The organism is Micromonospora alfalfae, from assembly GCF_022230925.1.
Taxonomy (GTDB): domain Bacteria; phylum Actinomycetota; class Actinomycetes; order Mycobacteriales; family Micromonosporaceae; genus Micromonospora; species Micromonospora alfalfae.
Genome location: NZ_JAKKFH010000009.1, coordinates 129,023 through 144,088 on the forward strand (window position 1 = coordinate 129,023; position 15,066 = coordinate 144,088).

The 15,066-nt window shown below is 72.1% G+C and carries 15 protein-coding genes; 3 read left to right on the forward strand and 12 right to left on the reverse strand.

The genetic code is table 11. The features are described from left to right. Positions 1 to 4: 4 nt before the first annotated feature. Positions 5 to 3,424, reverse strand: a complete 3,420-nt coding sequence (locus MED01_RS10040) for a S8 family serine peptidase (protein ID WP_238668237.1) — start codon at positions 3,422 to 3,424, stop codon at positions 5 to 7. A 76-nt stretch (positions 3,425 to 3,500) separates the two neighbouring features. Here MED01_RS10040 and MED01_RS10045 point away from each other — a divergent pair, with 76 nt between their 5' ends. Continuing rightward, positions 3,501 to 4,058, forward strand: a complete 558-nt coding sequence (locus MED01_RS10045; RefSeq protein ID WP_238668238.1) for a sugar O-acetyltransferase — start codon at positions 3,501 to 3,503, stop codon at positions 4,056 to 4,058. Here the strand turns inward: MED01_RS10045 and MED01_RS10050 are convergent. Genes MED01_RS10050 through fdxA form a run of 5 tightly spaced genes read right to left on the reverse strand, consistent with a single transcriptional unit; the run spans position 4,055 to position 7,831 of the window. Continuing rightward, positions 4,055 to 4,702, reverse strand: coding sequence for a nucleoside/nucleotide kinase family protein (locus tag MED01_RS10050; RefSeq protein WP_238668239.1), 648 nt, complete (start codon positions 4,700 to 4,702; stop codon positions 4,055 to 4,057). The two genes, MED01_RS10045 and MED01_RS10050, sit on opposite strands and share 4 nt — an antisense overlap. Beyond that, a complete protein-coding gene (locus MED01_RS10055; RefSeq protein WP_238668240.1) occupies positions 4,702 to 5,352 on the reverse strand; it encodes an SIMPL domain-containing protein in 651 nt (216 codons plus the stop codon). Before MED01_RS10055 ends, MED01_RS10050 begins: the two co-directional genes overlap by 1 nt. 10 nt (positions 5,353 to 5,362) lie before the next feature. Continuing rightward, positions 5,363 to 6,382, reverse strand: coding sequence for a prephenate dehydrogenase (locus MED01_RS10060; protein WP_238668241.1), 1,020 nt, complete (start codon positions 6,380 to 6,382; stop codon positions 5,363 to 5,365). 22 nt (positions 6,383 to 6,404) lie between these two features. Beyond that, entirely contained in the window at positions 6,405 to 7,508 is a 1,104-nt protein-coding gene (gene dapC / locus MED01_RS10065; RefSeq protein WP_274525533.1) for a succinyldiaminopimelate transaminase, read from the reverse strand. Then, positions 7,505 to 7,831, reverse strand: coding sequence for a ferredoxin (fdxA, locus tag MED01_RS10070; RefSeq protein WP_167492961.1), 327 nt, complete (start codon positions 7,829 to 7,831; stop codon positions 7,505 to 7,507). The genes dapC and fdxA overlap by 4 nt, the downstream gene beginning before the upstream one ends. A gap of 79 nt (positions 7,832 to 7,910) precedes the next feature. Between fdxA and MED01_RS10075 the strand changes: the two genes are divergently transcribed. Continuing rightward, positions 7,911 to 8,888, forward strand: a complete 978-nt coding sequence (locus MED01_RS10075; RefSeq protein WP_238668242.1) for a GNAT family N-acetyltransferase — start codon at positions 7,911 to 7,913, stop codon at positions 8,886 to 8,888. An 83-nt stretch (positions 8,889 to 8,971) separates the two neighbouring features. Here the strand turns inward: MED01_RS10075 and MED01_RS10080 are convergent, their stop codons facing one another. The 3 genes from MED01_RS10080 to mshB form a co-directional block, all read right to left on the reverse strand. Further along, a complete protein-coding gene (locus MED01_RS10080) occupies positions 8,972 to 9,436 on the reverse strand; it encodes a hypothetical protein (RefSeq protein WP_238668243.1) in 465 nt (154 codons plus the stop codon). Positions 9,437 to 9,548: 112 nt separating this feature from the next. Further along, complete coding sequence (locus MED01_RS10085; RefSeq protein ID WP_238668244.1) at positions 9,549 to 9,986, reverse strand: hypothetical protein; 438 nt, start codon at positions 9,984 to 9,986, stop codon at positions 9,549 to 9,551. Between the two features lie 17 nt (positions 9,987 to 10,003). Beyond that, complete coding sequence (gene mshB, locus MED01_RS10090; protein WP_238668245.1) at positions 10,004 to 10,930, reverse strand: N-acetyl-1-D-myo-inositol-2-amino-2-deoxy-alpha-D-glucopyranoside deacetylase; 927 nt, start codon at positions 10,928 to 10,930, stop codon at positions 10,004 to 10,006. Between the two features lie 86 nt (positions 10,931 to 11,016). Here mshB and MED01_RS10095 point away from each other — a divergent pair, with 86 nt between their 5' ends. Next, positions 11,017 to 13,161: a S9 family peptidase gene (locus MED01_RS10095; RefSeq protein WP_238668246.1), complete on the forward strand. Its 2,145-nt coding sequence runs from the start codon at positions 11,017 to 11,019 to the stop codon at positions 13,159 to 13,161. Between the two features lie 5 nt (positions 13,162 to 13,166). On the opposite strand, the gene MED01_RS10100 is transcribed toward MED01_RS10095, so the two are convergent. Genes MED01_RS10100 through MED01_RS10110 form a run of 3 tightly spaced genes read right to left on the reverse strand, consistent with a single transcriptional unit; the run spans position 13,167 to position 15,047 of the window. Further along, complete coding sequence (locus MED01_RS10100; protein ID WP_238668247.1) at positions 13,167 to 13,664, reverse strand: MerR family transcriptional regulator; 498 nt, start codon at positions 13,662 to 13,664, stop codon at positions 13,167 to 13,169. 9 nt (positions 13,665 to 13,673) lie between these two features. After that, on the reverse strand, positions 13,674 to 14,594 hold the full coding sequence (locus tag MED01_RS10105; RefSeq protein ID WP_238668248.1) for an SDR family NAD(P)-dependent oxidoreductase: 921 nt from the start codon (positions 14,592 to 14,594) through the stop codon (positions 13,674 to 13,676). Positions 14,595 to 14,648: 54 nt separating this feature from the next. After that, entirely contained in the window at positions 14,649 to 15,047 is a 399-nt protein-coding gene (locus MED01_RS10110; RefSeq protein WP_238668249.1) for a winged helix-turn-helix transcriptional regulator, read from the reverse strand. Positions 15,048 to 15,066: the final 19 nt, after the last annotated feature.

Consider the following 15,066-nt stretch of genomic DNA (forward strand, 5'->3'; position numbering starts at 1 on the left):
CGCCTCAGCGCAACCGGTACGCCTGGATGATCCGTTGGGTCACCGTGTTGCCGGCGGTGTCCCGGGCGGTGGCCCGCAGCGACACGTGGCCGGGTCCGGCCGGATGCCGCAACACTGCCGACCAGCCGTCGGCCGAGGTGCGGACCAGCTTCGCCCTGCCCCAGGTCTTCCCGCCGTCGTACGAGACGTCGACGGCGAGCTTCTCCACCCGGGTGGCCGGTGAGCCGGGCTGCCGCTGCACCCGTACCGGTACGACGAAGCCCTGACCGGCCGGAGCGCTGTTGTCGACCCGCAGCGGCGGCGCGAAGCGCACCGCCGACAGGGGCAGTCGGGCCGGCGTCTCACCGGCGACGTGCCTCGATCGGAAGGTCCAGCTCGACTCCACGGCGGTGCTCAGGTCGGTGAAGCTTCGCTGCGACGACATGACGAGCCGGTAGTCGGCCGCACCCGGTGGAACCGCGAACTCGCCGTAGCCGGCGTACTCGCTCTCGCCGACCAGCTTGCCGTTGCGCCAGAGCTTGGTGTGCTCACTGTCGCTCAACGAGGCGCCCGGGTGCCCGGCCGCGTCGCTGAACATCGGCACGTCGACAAGGATGGTGTCGCCGACCCGGCTGACGCTCTGGTACGGCCAGCGCGGGTTCGGGAAGGACGGCGCGTACGGCGCCTGGTTCCAGATCTCCTGGACCGTCCGTCCGGCCCGGTACGCGGTGGGGGTGGAGAAGAGCGCCGCCTTCGGATTCAACCAGCCGTCGTCGTCCACAGTTCCGAAGTAGACCTCGGACTCCCACTTCACGTTCTTGGTGTTGTAGTGCTCCACCCGCTGGCCGGGCACGACGGTGGGCAGGATCAGCGCGGAGTAGCCGACGTTGTACTCCAGCTCGGGGATCACGACCCGCTCGGCCGCCATGCCCGGGTAGCCACCCCGGAACCGGTGCACGACGGTGGCCAGGTCCCGCCGGGTGTAGTCGCGGACGAACCCGGTGGGCATCCGGCCAGGGACCGCCTCGGCCAGCGCGTACAGGTACGGGCTGTTGGCCGGGTCTGGAGCGGTCCACTGGCTGCTGACGGTGCCGACGAACTTGTCGGCGGAGGTCGGCTTGCCGAGCTGACCGCTGGTCAGGCCGGTGAACGTCTCCGCCCAGAGCCCGACGCCGTACCCACTGCCGTCGTCGGCGGTGAAGTTGCCGCTGAGGTCGATCAGTTGCGGGACGGCGGTCCGGTCCGGAACGGTAGTCCGCACCGGCTTGGCCCGGCGGGCGTCCACGACGATCCGGGTGTCCCGCTCGATCGTCAGTTCGGGCTGCATCAACAGCGACATCCCGCGCTGCTCATCCTCCGGACCGGGCTCGAAGACGAGGCCGGCCAGGCCGTAGTGCCCCTTGGGCACCCGCACGGTGGCCACCCCGTCGGAACTGACGAGGTCCCAGGATCCGTAGCTGTCCATCCCGAGCAGGAAGCTCCAGTGGTCAGCGGTACGCGCGCCGGCGCGGTTCAGGTGCTCCACGGTGAGCGTGTAGCTCTCCACCTCCCGGTTCACTGCCAGCGGGGTGACAGCGACCGCAGCACCGGACCGGGCCACGATCCGCCCGGTCCAGTAACCGTCGGCGTCGCCGAGGCGGGTGTCAGTGGTGACGGTCGTGGCGGCCGTGCCGCCAGCCGGCACTGTGAGTTGGTTGGCGCCCAGGACGAACAGGCCGGCCGGTAGCGCCCGACCGCCGGGGCCAGCGCCCTCGACGCTCAGGTCCACTGTGACCGGGGCCGTACCGTCGTTACGCCAGGTCACCGTACGGGTGATCGGGGCGTCGTCGGCGTGCGGCCAGAGCGTACGCCCGAACGAGACGCTCACCGGGTCGGTGGTGAGCTGCTGGGTGATCGCGTGTGCGACGTCGACCCGCCCGGCGCCCTGCTGGTAGGCGGTCTGGTCCGGGTGCGGCTTGGCGGCGGCCATCAGGGTGGCCTTGAGCCGGTCGGCCCGCCATCCGGGGTGCTGCTGTGCCAGCAGCGCGGCCGATCCGGCGACGTGCGGGGTGGCCATCGAGGTGCCGGAGAGGGCGACGTAGCGGTCCCCCACCGGGTCGCCGATGACGCCGTTGGCGGACCGTGCGGCGACGATGTCGACGCCGGGCGCTGTGATGTCCGGCTTCAGCGCATCGTCGCCGACTCGCGGGCCCCGGCTGGAGAAGTCGGCCAGTTCGTCGTCGCGGTCCACCGCGCCCACGGCGAGCCCGGCGTCGGCGCTGGCCGGGGAGCCGACCGAGCCGTCAGCACCGTCGTTGCCGGCGGCGAGGACGAACAGCGTCCCGGTCTGCGCGGTGAGGGTCTGCACGGCCTCCTCGACCGGGTCGACCTCCGGGGTGTCCCAGCCGCTGAGGCTCATGTTGACCACGGCGGCCTTCTTCTCCACAGCCGCCCACTGCATGCCGGCGAGGATCGCCGAGTCGGTGCAGCCCGCGTCCTCACAGACCTTGCCGTCCAGCAGCGTCGCGTCCGGCGCCACACCTCGGTACTTACCACCGGAGGCGGCGCCGGTGCCCGCGATGGTCGACGCCACGTGGGTGCCGTGGCCGACAGTGTCCCGAGCGTCGGCGACCTCGGTGAAGTTGCGCGCCTCGGCCACCTTGCCGGCCAGGTCCGGGTGGGTGGCGTCGACGCCGGTGTCCAGCACCGCGACGGACACCCCCGCGCCGGTGAACCCGGCCGCCCAGGCGGCGGGCGCGCCGATCTGCGGCACGCTGTGGTCGAGGGTCACCCGTCGACGGCCGTCCAGCCAGATCCGCTCGACGCCCCCCGCCGCGTCGAGCCGGGCCCCAGCGGGACCGGTGGCGACCGCCGCCCACACCGCGCCGAGGGAGGACTTGTCGCTGCTCAGGGCGGCACCGCGGATCAGCGGCAGGTCACGGGTCACCCGCGTGCCGGGCAGTGCGGCCGACGTACGCCGGGCGGACCCCGTCGAGCCGTACGACACCAGCAGCGGCAGGGTGTTGCGGTGGGCGTCGTCGTAACCTGCCTCGATCAGCCCGGTGACGTCGAAGAGTCGCCGGTCCACCCGGCCGGAGCGCAGCAACGGCAGCGCGTCAGTCGGCGTCACGGTGAGGCGTCCGCGCTCGCGCTGGACCAGGAACTGCACGTCCTCGCGGCCGACGCCGGGCCGGGCCGAGGTGCCGGAGGCGGTGATGGTGACCCGGTCACCGGTGATCAGCGTGACGGTGGCCGAGCGGTTGGCGACGGGTCCACTCGAAGTGGACTGTGGGCCGGTGCCGCCCGGTGTGGCGGGCACTGTGGCAGCGGCTGAGGCGGGAGCCGGCGCGGAGAGCGCCAGCGCGAACACGAGGCCGAGGGCGGCCAATCTTCTTCCCTGGTGCAACGGATCCTCCTCGTCAAGCGTCTTGATGGATGGAGTCACATTGACAACCCAGAATTGCATACTGGGTATGCATAATGAAGGCCAAAAAATGACGGACCCGCCACGAGCCGACGAACCGGGCCGGCATGATCGGGCGGTGACCTCCACGAAGGACAAGATGCTCGCCGGCGAGCCATACATCGCCGACGATCCCGAAATCATCGCCGATCTGGACCGGGCCGCCCGGCTGATGGAGCGCTTCAACACCAGTCCGGCGGCCGATCCGCAGGCCCGGATCACGGCACTGCGGGAACTCCTCGGCGAACTGGGCGAGGACACCTGGATCCGCCCACCGTTCTACTGCGACTACGGCTGGCAGATCCGCATCGGCCCGCGCAGCTTCGTCAACTACAACGCGGTCTTCCTCGACGTCGCTCGGATCACCCTCGGCGCGGACGTCCAGGTCGGCCCGAACGTGCAGCTGCTCACCCCGACACACCCGGTCGAGCCCGGCCCGCGACGGGACAAGTGGGAGGCGGCCAAGCCGATCACCATCGGCGACAACGTGTGGCTCGGCGGCGGCGCCATCGTGTTGGCCGGCGTGACGATCGGCGCGAACACAGTCGTCGGCGCGGGCGCTGTGGTTACCCGGGACCTGCCCGCCAACGTCGTGGCGGTCGGCAACCCGGCCCGGCCGGTCCGCGAAATCGGCTAGACCGGCGGGGGCTCCGCCAGGCGGACCACCAGGTCAGCCCGGTCGGCGGTGGGGGTGATGAGCGCGGCGTTCGACTCGTCGCTGCCCAGCGCCCACGCCCGCGCCTGCTCCGGAGATCGACCGAACGCCTCGTGCCGGGCGGTCAGCCGGCGGTGGCGCACCTCGGCGTCCAGGTCGAGAAACCACGCCTCGTGCAGCAGCGGTCGGATCTCCTGCCAGGGGAAATCCGGCAACAGCAGGTAGTTGCCCTCGGTCACCACCAACCGGACCGACGGCAGCACCTCGATCGCCCCGGCCACCGGCTCCTCCAACTCGCGGCGGAACTCCGGCGCGTAGACCGCCGTCGGCTCCAACCGGTGCAGCCGGCGCAGCAGCGAGACGTACCCGTTGGCGTCGAAGGTGTCCACGGCACCCTTGCGGTCGGCGCGGCCCAGGCGAACCAGTTGCGACTGCGCCAGGTGGAAGCCGTCCATCGGCACCAGGCAGGCGGACGACCCGATCTCGGCGACGATCCGTTCCGCCAGGGTGGACTTCCCGGCGCCCGGTGCACCGGCGATGCCGAGCAGTTGTCGCGGACCGGCCTCGGCGAGCACCGACGCCCGCGCCACCAACTCTTCGGTGGACAGCACCCGGGCCGGCGGCATCAGCCCAGAACCGGGTCGCTGATGGTGAACCGGGCCTGCACCGCCGCCTGCACGGTCTGCGGCTGCGGGTCCAACTCGAGCTCCGGTGGACCACCGCCCGTGCCACCAGCCCCGGCGAAGGCCGCACGGGCGAACATCGGCCGGTCGGCGGGGCCCGCGTCGGCAAGCTCGATCAACGAGGTGACCCGGGCGCCCAGCGCCTCCGCGTACTCCCGGGCCCGCAGCAGCGCGTCGCTGATCGCGGCGTGCCGGGCCGCACGATGGGCGGGGCTGTCCGGACGAAGCTCCCACCACGGGCCGGCCACCTCGACCTGGTCCTGGTCGGCGAGCCGGAGCATCAGCTCGCCCAGCGCTGTGAAGTCGGTGACGGTGACCGTGGTGGTGACACTGCCGTGCCAGGCGACCACCCGTTCACCCGAGCGCCGGGTCTCCGGCCGCACCCGCAGGTCGCCGGTCTCCCGCCGCGCCACCACCGGCCCGGAGCCGTCCAGCAGCACCCGGACCGCCGCGGCCCGCTCGGCCAACCGGGTCAGCGTCGCCTCCCGGTCCCGGTCGCGGGCTGTCGCGGTGACCGCGAACCGGGCCAGCTCGGGAGGCACCTCCCGGTACGCCTCACCGCGCACCTGCACCACCGGACCGTCCGCCGCCATACCCCTCAGCCTAGTCAGCGATGGGGCGACGCGCCGCGTAGGAAACAGTGTTCGCGTCGGCGCGCAGGGCGGTCAGGTAGCCGCCGGCCACCCCCAGCTCGCGCAACCAGGACACCTCTGCGACGTGGTCACCACCGGCCGGGAACTGCCTGTCGTCCGCGTCGAACCGCCGGTCGCGCAGCGCCACCCGGGAGGCCCTCGCCTCGTCGTAGCGTGCAGTGAGCGCCGACGCGTCATCAGCGCGCAGCGCGACGGTCAGGTCGTCCAGGAACGCGGTGACCTCGGCCAGCTCACGCAGCACCCGGTCCCGGTTGCCGAGCAGCATGTTGGCGGTACGGTCGGCAGGGGTTCCGGCGACCCGGGTGCCGTCGGAGAAGCTGCCGGCGGCGAGCGCGAGGATCGCGTCGCGCAGCGGTGCGCGTTGCACGGCGCCGGCCAGCGCGCCGGCGAGCAGGTGCGGCACGTGGGAGGCGAGCGCGGCGGCCGAGTCGTGCTCCGTGGCGGACATCGGCACCACCCGGGCCTCGAAGACCTCCACCAGCAGCTCGGCCAGCCAACGGAACGCGGTGGTGCCCGGGCCGGGTGCCGGACAGAGCACCCAGGCCGCGCCGGTGAGCAGGTCCGGGCGCGCGGCCGTCAGGCCAGCCCGGTCGGTGCCCGCCATCGGGTGGCCGGGCACGAACCGGTGCGTCAGCCCCTGCGCGGCGGCGAACGCCGCCACCTGCTCCTTGGTGCTACCGACGTCGGTGAGCACACAACGCTCGCCGGTCATCGCCGCCACCTCGACCAGCGTCGCCGGCAGGGTGGGCAACGGCCCGCACAGGAAGACCACGTCCCGATCGGTCACCGCCTCGACCAGGTCGTCCGGAGCGGGTACGCCCACCCGGCGAGTCTCCCGTCGGGTGGCCTCGTCCGGGTCCCACCCGACCACGTCGATGCCGGCGGCGGCCATCCGGAGCAGCACCGAGCCACCGATCAGACCGGTGCCGACGACCGCCGCCCGTACCCGCGCACCTGGCCTGTCCACCATGCTCGACCGCCCGGATCCGCGATCAGGTGAGGCGCGCCGCGACGCCGGCGATGTGCTCGTCGGACTCGGTCAGCGCGACCCGGACATGCTGCCCGGCCGTCGGGCCGTAGAAGACGCCGGCGGCGACCAGGATGCCGCGTCGGGCCAGCCAGTCGACGGTCTGCCAGCAGTCCTCACCCCTGGTCAGCCAGAGGTACAGGCCCGCCTCGGAGTGCTCGACGGTGAACCCGGCACCGGTGAACGCCGCGGTGAGCACCTCCCGCCGGGCCCGGTAACGCTCCCGCTGCTCCTCGGCGTGTCGCTCGTCCTCCAGCGCGGCCACCATTGCCGCCTGCACCGGCGCGGGCACGATCATGCCGGCATGCTTGCGGACCTTGAGCAGCTCCGCGACGAGCGCCGGGTCTCCGGCGACGAAGCCGGCCCGGTAGCCGGCGAGGTTGGACCGCTTGGAGAGCGAGTGCACGGCCAGCACCCCGGCGTAGCTACCCCCGCTGACCTGCGGAGACAGCACCGAAACCGGGTCGGCCGACCAGCCCAGGGGCAGGTAGCACTCGTCACTGGCGACCACCGCGCCACGCTCGCGGGCCCAGTCGACCACCTTGCGCAGGTGCGCCGCGGGCAGCACCCGGCCGGTCGGGTTGCCTGGCGAGTTGACCCAGACCAACCGAACCCGCGAGGTCGGCCCGACCGCCGTGAGCGAGTCGGTACGAACGACTGTGGCACCGGCCAGCCGGGCCCCGTCCTCATAGGTGGGGTACGCGATCGACGGCACCACCACCACGTCACCCGGGCCGATGCCGAGCAGCGTGGGCAGCCAGGCCACCAGCTCCTTCGAGCCGATGGTCGGCAGCACACCGAGACCGTCGACGCCAGCGCCGCAGGCTCGGGACACCCACGCCGCGATGGCGGCCCGCAACGCCGGGGTGCCGGCGGTCAGCGGGTAACCGGGAGCATCGGACGCGTCAGCCAACGCCCGCCGGATCACCTCGGGCACCGGGTCGACCGGCGTACCCATGGAGAGGTTGATCAGGCCCTCCGGATGCGCCGCGGCCAACGTGGCCGCGGCGTCCAGGGTGTCCCAGGTGAACTCGGGCAGCCGCGACGAGACCGGCGCGGGCCGGTTCAGTTGCCCTCGCCGCGCGGCGGCTGCGCGGCGACGAAGGTGGCGTCCTTCTCCACCTTGCCGACCTTCGAGGCGCCACCGGGCGAGCCCAGGTCCTCGAAGAACTCGTAGTTCGCGCCGGTGTAGTCCTTCCACTGCTCCGGGACGTCGTCCTCGTAGAAGATCGCCTCCACGGGGCAGACGGGCTCACAGGCACCACAGTCGACGCACTCGTCGGGGTGGATGTAGAGCATCCGATTGCCCTCGTAAATGCAGTCGACCGGGCACTCCTCGATGCATGCCTTGTCGAGCACATCTACGCACGGCTCGGCGATGATGTAGGTCACCGGTCTTCTCCTCCGCAAGACTCGCCGCGATCTCCCGCGACGCTAAGAGCCTAGTATCTCGCCGGGGAGGGGGTCGATCGTGCTCCGACAGCAGGATGTGGGACACCGGATCGTGGTCCGCCGGATTGTGGGGATTCGCGAGGGCCGCCCACTATTTTCCGATGCCCTCGGCGAGCTGGTCGAGCTGAGCGAGACTCATCTCACTCTGGCCACCGCCCAGGGGCCGCTCCGGGTACCGGTGGCGCAGGTCCACCGCGCCAAGCGCGTTCCGCCGACCCGGCGGCCGACCGCCGCGGCGGTCGTGGCGCTGGAGCGGGCCGCCGACGAGGCCTGGCCGGCGCCGACCCGGGGCCTACTCGGTGACTGGCTGCTCCGGTCGGCCGAGGGCTGGACCGGGCGCGCCAACTCCGCGCTGCCGATCGGCGACCCGGACCGACCACTGGCCGCCGCTGTCGACGCGGTGGAGCGCTGGTACGCCGACCTGGGCCAACCCGCGTTGATCAACACGCCGCTGCCGCTCGCCGCACCGGTCGGCGCCGAGCTGGACGCCCGTGGCTGGGGCACCCGTCCGCCGACGCTGGTGCAGACCGCGCCGCTGCCCCTACCGGCGTCGACGCCCGCCAGCGGCCAGGCCGACGGGTGGGGCAGCGCTGTCGTCGAGCTGGCCACCGCGCCGAGCGACGAGTGGCTGGCCATCGCCGCCGGCCGTAAGGGCGGCCTGCCGGACGCCGCCCGGCACGTCCTCACCGCCGTGGACCAGGTTCGCTTCGCCCACGTGTACGCCGACAACGCCCTGGTGGCCATCGGCCGTGGCACTGTGACCGGCCAGGGACGCTGGTTGGGCCTCAGCCTGATCGAGGTCCTGCCGGCGGCCCGCCGCCATGGGTTGGCCCGCCGCGTGATCCACGAGCTGGCCAACTGGGGGGTGGCGGGCGGCGCGACGCACGCGTTCCTCCAGGTCGAGCAGCGCAACGCGGCGGCTGTCGCGCTCTACCAGCGACTCGGCCTCGTCACCCACCACACCTACCTGACCCGGGTAGCCCCGAACACAGCTTGATCCACTCGGCTTTCAGGAAGTCGCGGCATCCGGACGCCCGGGACCCCCCGACTTCAAGAAGCCGAGTCGATCAAGAGCGGTGGTCAGCGGCGGACGACTCGGCGGGGCTTGGCGGCCTTGACCTCGGCGTACCGCTTGAGCTGCTGAGAGCGGTAGTCACGGCCGAGCGCGGTGAGCACCAGATAGCCGATCAGCAACCCGGCACCAGTCGCGAGCAGGTAGAGCCAGATCTGGGCGAAGAACGTCGCCGCGCCACCGGCGAACGGGTTGTCACCGACCAGCAGCGGCCCGACCAGCACTGTCAGCAGCAGCGCCACCGGCACCACGAGGGCCATGTCGGCGGCCCAGCCCGCCAGCGGCCGGCGTCGGCCCCAGCGGAAGGCGACCACGGCGAGGATCAGGCCGATCACCGTGAACATCGTCAGCGACACCCGGTCGGCGGCGGTGTCGTCACCGTCGAAACCGAACCGGGTGATCAGTCGGGCGACCACGTTGACCGCGAACAGCGCCGCTACGAGCACCCCGAGGTCACGCCACCGCTTGTCCATCGCCGGACCCTCCTGCCGTACGCCCGTCGCGGGCTCGCATCCCTGGCAGGAATATCTACCACCCTTACCTGGGAGCCGTCATCACCCGGCAGCAACCAGAACCAGCCCGGCGTCAGCCGTCCAGCATGGCCGGCTGCGGGGCGAGAATCTGCCGGAAGCCCATCACCGCGAAGGTCATCGCGCCGGCCACGATCATGGCCAGCCCGACCCAGTTGTCTCCGGCCAGCAACAGGTCCCCCTCGTTGGTCCGGATGGCGGCGACCGCCATCAGCGCGAACCACGGCACCGCCGGCAGCGCCACCGCCCAGCGACGGCCCACCGCCTCGTACGCGAACCAGCTCAGCAGGATGTTGGCGCCGATGGCGAGGAGCACCGACACGCCGACCAGTTGCCCGCCGACGCGGAGCGTGGCGAGCAGCAGCTCCAGTACGCCGGTCAGCACACCGGCGAGGACCACGACGATCCCACCGACCAGCCGGACGCCCAGATCCAGCAGTCGCGGCGGCGGCCCCGCCGGGGGCGGGGCTTCCTGGTCCTCCACGACCGTCATCTGTGCGGCCGGCACTGTCACCGGAGACCCGCCGCCGCGACCGGGGACCGGTCCGGGGCGGTCTCCGCGGGCAGGCCGGCGAAGAGGTCGTCCTCCCAGCCGTACGGCCCGGTGCCCGGACCCTTCGCACCGACCGCGAGGGTGAAGAACTCCACGCCCATGAACTCGCCACCGAAGTTGCCGGCGATCGAGTAGAGCCACGAGTTGGCCGGGATCTGGGTGGCGTGCGCCCGCATCGCGGCCTCCTTGGCAGTGTGGTGGTCGGTGCCGTCGATCCGGGCGGCGATCTGGGCGTCCGGGGTGCCGAAGGGCAGGTCGGCGATGTCCTCGATGCCGCCGAACGGGTTGTCGGACGACTCGGCGAAATGCGTCATGCCGGCCTCCAGGACGCTGAGCGGCATGGCCGTCCAGTAGACCTTGAGCGGGGCGCAGCCCTCGGCGGTGGCCAACTCGACGGCACGCATGGCCACCCGGTGCGCCTGGATGTGGTCGGGGTGGCCGTAGAAGCCGTTCGGGTCGTACGTGACGAGCACCTGCGGGCGTACCTCTCGCATGATCTCCACGAGGTGCCCGGCGGCCTCGTCGAGGTCGGCCTGCCAGAAAGCCCTGGGGTGCTCGTTGGTCGCGAGCCCCATCATCCCGGAGTCACGGTAGCGGCCAGCGCCGCCGAGGAAGCGGTGGTCGCTGACGCCGAGCGCGGCGCACGCGGCGGCCAGCTCGGCCACGCGGTACCCGCCGAGCTGGTCGGCCTCGGCGGCGGCGAGCTGCGCCAGCGCGGGCACGTGGATCTCGCCCTCCTCGCCGAGTGTGCAGGTCACCAGCGTGACGTGCGCGCCGTCGGCGGCGTAGTGGGCCATCGTCGAGCCGGTGCCGATCGACTCGTCGTCGGGGTGCGCGTGGACCAGCAGCAGGCGGCGGTCGGGCAGCATCGTCACGACGGTCACTCTAACTGGCAGTTCGGCCCGGCCAACGCTGACGCGTCCGCCCAGGTCGGCCACATCACCCCCGCTCCCGCTCTACGATTTGGGCTGTGGACTTTCCGGAGCTGGCCGCCCGCACCCGCCGGTTCAGCCACGGCGCGCCACGCGCTGTCTCGGTGGCTGAGGACGGCTCCCGGGTGATCTTCCTGCGATCCGCCGGCCCCGAGGACCCGGCGGACGCGCTCTGGTTGCTGGACGTGGGCACCGGCGAGGAGCGGCTGGTCGCCGATCCGGCGACCCTGCTGGGCGAAGGCGGGGATGTCCGCTCCCTCTCCCCCGGCGAACGCGCGCTACGCGAGCGACTGCGGCTCAGCGCCGCCGGCATCGGCTCGTACGCGTTGGACGCGGCCGGTCGGGTTGCGGTGTTCGCGCTGGCCGGGCGGTTGTTCCGAGCCGATCTGGTGCACGGCGACGTGGTGGAGGTGGCGGCCGTCGGCCCGGTGCTGGACCCACGTCCCGACCCGACCGGGCAGCGGCTGGCGTACGTGACGGACGCGGCCGAGGGCGTGCGCCGGGGTGAACTGCGGGTGATCGACCCGGACGGCACCGACACCCTGCTGGCCGGCGAGGACGCCGGGGTGAGCTGGGGGTTGGCCGAGCACATCGCGGCGGAGGAGTTCGGCCGGTACCGGGGGTACTGGTGGGCGCCCGACGGCCGCTCGGTGCTCGCCGCCCGGGTCGACGAGTCCCGCCTGGAGCGGTGGCACCTGCATGACCCGGCCGAGCCGGCGAGCCCCCCGACCGCCGTCGCGTACCCCCGGGCCGGTGGCCCGAACGCTGAGGTCAGCCTGCACCTGCTGGACCTGGACGACGGTTGGGTCGACGTGCACTGGGACCGGGAGACCTACCCGTACCTGACCGGGGTCAGCTGGGGTGAGGGCAGTCCGTTGATCACCGTGCTGCGCCGCTCGCAGCAGCACGGGCTGGTGCTGGCGGTGGACCCGCGCACCGGTGAGACGCAGGTGCACGCCGAGCTGGCCGATCCCCGCTGGGTCGAGCCGATCGCCGGCACCCCCACGCACCTGCCGGACGGCCGGGTGCTTGTCGGTGGGGAGTTGGCCCACGACGGGTACGACGCCCGGTGCCTCTTCGCGGACGGCACCCTGCTCACCCCGCCGTCGCTGTACGTACGACGGGTGGTGGGTCGGCTGCCGGCCGCCGCCGGCCCGGCCGACCTGCTGGTGGAGGCGAGCGACGGCGAGCCGAGCGAGCGGCACCTGTTCCGGGTCCGCACCACCATCGGCGGTGGGGTGGACGCCCGCCGCCTCACCACCGACTCCGGCTGGTACACCGCCGCCGTGGGCGGGGACGTGCTGGCCGTCGGCGGCGCGTCGCTGGACCACGCCGGGGTGCGCTGGACTGTCCGCCGCGGCGATCAGGAGATCGCCGAGCTGCGTTCGTTCGCCGCCGCCCCGCCGTATTCCCCTCTGCCGCTGCTGGAACGGGTGACCGACCGGCGGCTGCCGGCGGCGGTGCTCTACCCGGACAACCACGTGACGGGCCGGCGGCTGCCGGTGCTGCTGGACATCTACGGCGGCCCGGGGCACCAGGAGGTGGTGGCGGCGCGGGCCGCGTGGTTGGAGCGGCAGTGGTGGGCCGACGCCGGGTTCGCGGTGGTCACCATCGACAACCGGGGTACGCCGGGAGTGGCGCCGTCGTTCGAGAAGGCGATCCACCGGCGGGTCGCCGACGTGATCCTGACCGACCAGATCGACGCGCTCACCGCGCTCGCCGGCAAGCACCCGGACCTGGACCTGGGGCGGGTCGGGGTGCGCGGTTGGTCGTTCGGCGGGTGGCTGGCCGGCTTGGCGGTGCTGCGCCACCCGGAGCTGTTCCGCTGCGGGATCGCGGGCGCCCCGGTGACCGACTGGGCGCTGTACGACACTGCGTACACCGAGCGTTATCTGGGGTTGCCGGAGGACGGCCAGGACATCTACGCGCACCACTCGCTCGTCGAGATGGCCGCCGAACCGGTCACCGGCCCGGACCAGGCCCGCCCGTTGCTGCTGGTGCACGGCATGGCCGACGACAACGTGGTGGCCGCGCACACGCTCCGGCTCTCCGCAGCCCTGCTGAGCGCCGGCCGCCCGCACGCCGTGCTGCCGCTGACCGGGGCCACCCATCTGGCCGCGAACGGCACCGCCGAGCGTCTGCTGCCTCTGGAGCTGGACTTCCTCCGCACCCACCTGCTGTAGGGGGCCTACAGGTCGGCGGCAGTGTCGAGGGCCGCAACGTCCGGTCCGGTCGAGCCGCCATACGTGGCGATCTTGTATTCGGTCGCCGCGAGGGAGAGGGTCAGCTCACGAATCCGGCGACGGATGATGTCGCGATGTTCAAGCAGCATGTCGAGCCGCTCGGGCACCGTGTCCTGCCCGGCGTCCACGAGCGCAATGTAGTGCTGCAGGTCGCGCATCGGCATCCCGGACAGCCGCATCCTGGTGAGGAACACCAGGCGCCGCACCGCTGCGGCGTCGTAGACGCGATGACCCTGGCTGTCACGGGCCACCTCGACCAGCCCGGCCCGCTCGTAGTAGCGCAGCGTGTGAGGCGTGATGTCGAGGAGGTCGGCGACCTCGGCGATCGTCATCGACTCGTGGACGTCGGCCAGGTCGGTGAGGCTGTGGATCACCTCGACCGACAGCGGGCCGTCATCCCCGACCATTTCCAAGGCCCTGGTCATCAGATCGTCGGTGGCCACGACATCACCCTAGATCGGCCGGACCGACGCCGGGACGCCGTCGAAGTCGGCGCTGCGGGCAGTCTCGGCCCACCGCTCGACCTCGTCCAGACCACGCCGGTACGCGCCCGAGATGCGCTCGACCGCTTCGCGCCCGAGCGGCAGACGCAGCGGCACCTCGTTGCTGTGTGCGAGGGACACGATGATCTCGGCCGCCCGTGTTGGGTCACCTTCCTGGCGGCCGTCGGTCCCGGCCATGTCCGCGCGGACGGCGGCGAGCAGATCACTGTACGTTTCGGACGCCTCAGTGAATTCGAGTACGTCGGCGGCGTTGAAGTCGGTCCGGAACCGGCTCGGTTCAATGATCATCACGCGGATCCCGAACGGTGCGACCTCCCCGGCCAGCGCCTCGGACCAGCCTTCGAGGGCGAACTTCGACGCGGAGTAGGCCGATACGCCGGGAAACGCCATCCTCCCGCCCTGGCTGCTCATCTGCACGATCATCCCGGCGCCCCGGCTACGCATCGCGGGCAACGCCGCCCGCACGAGCGCGGCCGGACCGAACAGGTGCAGATCCATCAATTCGCGCAGCTGCGCGTCGCTGACCTCCTCGACCGCTCCGACCACGGCCCGGCCCGCGTTGTTGACGAGAACGTCAAGCTGACCGAAGCGGTCGAGGGTGGCCCGCACGAGCGACGCCGACGCAGCGGTGTCCCGGGCGTCGAAGTTCGCGACCAGAACGTTGTCGGGGTATCTGGCCGCCAGGTCGGCCACGCTGTCCGGCCGGCGCACCGCCGCCACCACCTGATCGCCCGCAGCGAGCGCCGACTCCGCCAGTGCTCGCCCGAAACCGCGGGACGCACCGGTGATGATCCAGGTCTGTGTCGTCATGGCGGCAAAGCTATGGCTTTGAGCGCGCGCGAACGCAAACGCGAGCCCGCCGCGACGCAAACCCTCTGGTCGGCCTTGAGGGGCAGCGTCTGATGGCCGCTCTGGTCGATGCACTCAGGGGCGTGCGTCGTATTGGGTCCGGGCATCGAAAACGCGGTCCATGTGCGTCTCCGCCCAGTTCTTGATCGCGATCATGACCGGGAACAGCTCATGGCCGAGTGGGGTGAGCTCGTAGTCGACGCGGACCGGCACCGAGGCGGTGACAGTGCGGGTGACCAGGCCGTCGCGCTCCAGGGTGCGCAGGGTCTGGGTGAGCATTTTCTGGCTGACGCCGGCGATGCGCTGGGCGAGTTCGCCGTGCCGCTGCGGGCCGTTGACGAGCGCTGGGATCACCAGGGCGACCCACTTGTCGGTGAGCCTGCTCAGCAGCTCACGGGTCGGGCACTGCTCCAGGAACGCGTCGTAGTCGCGTTTGGCCTGTTCGCGGCGTTGCGCTGCGGTCGACGTCGCCATCCTCTTGCCTCCTTGGTGC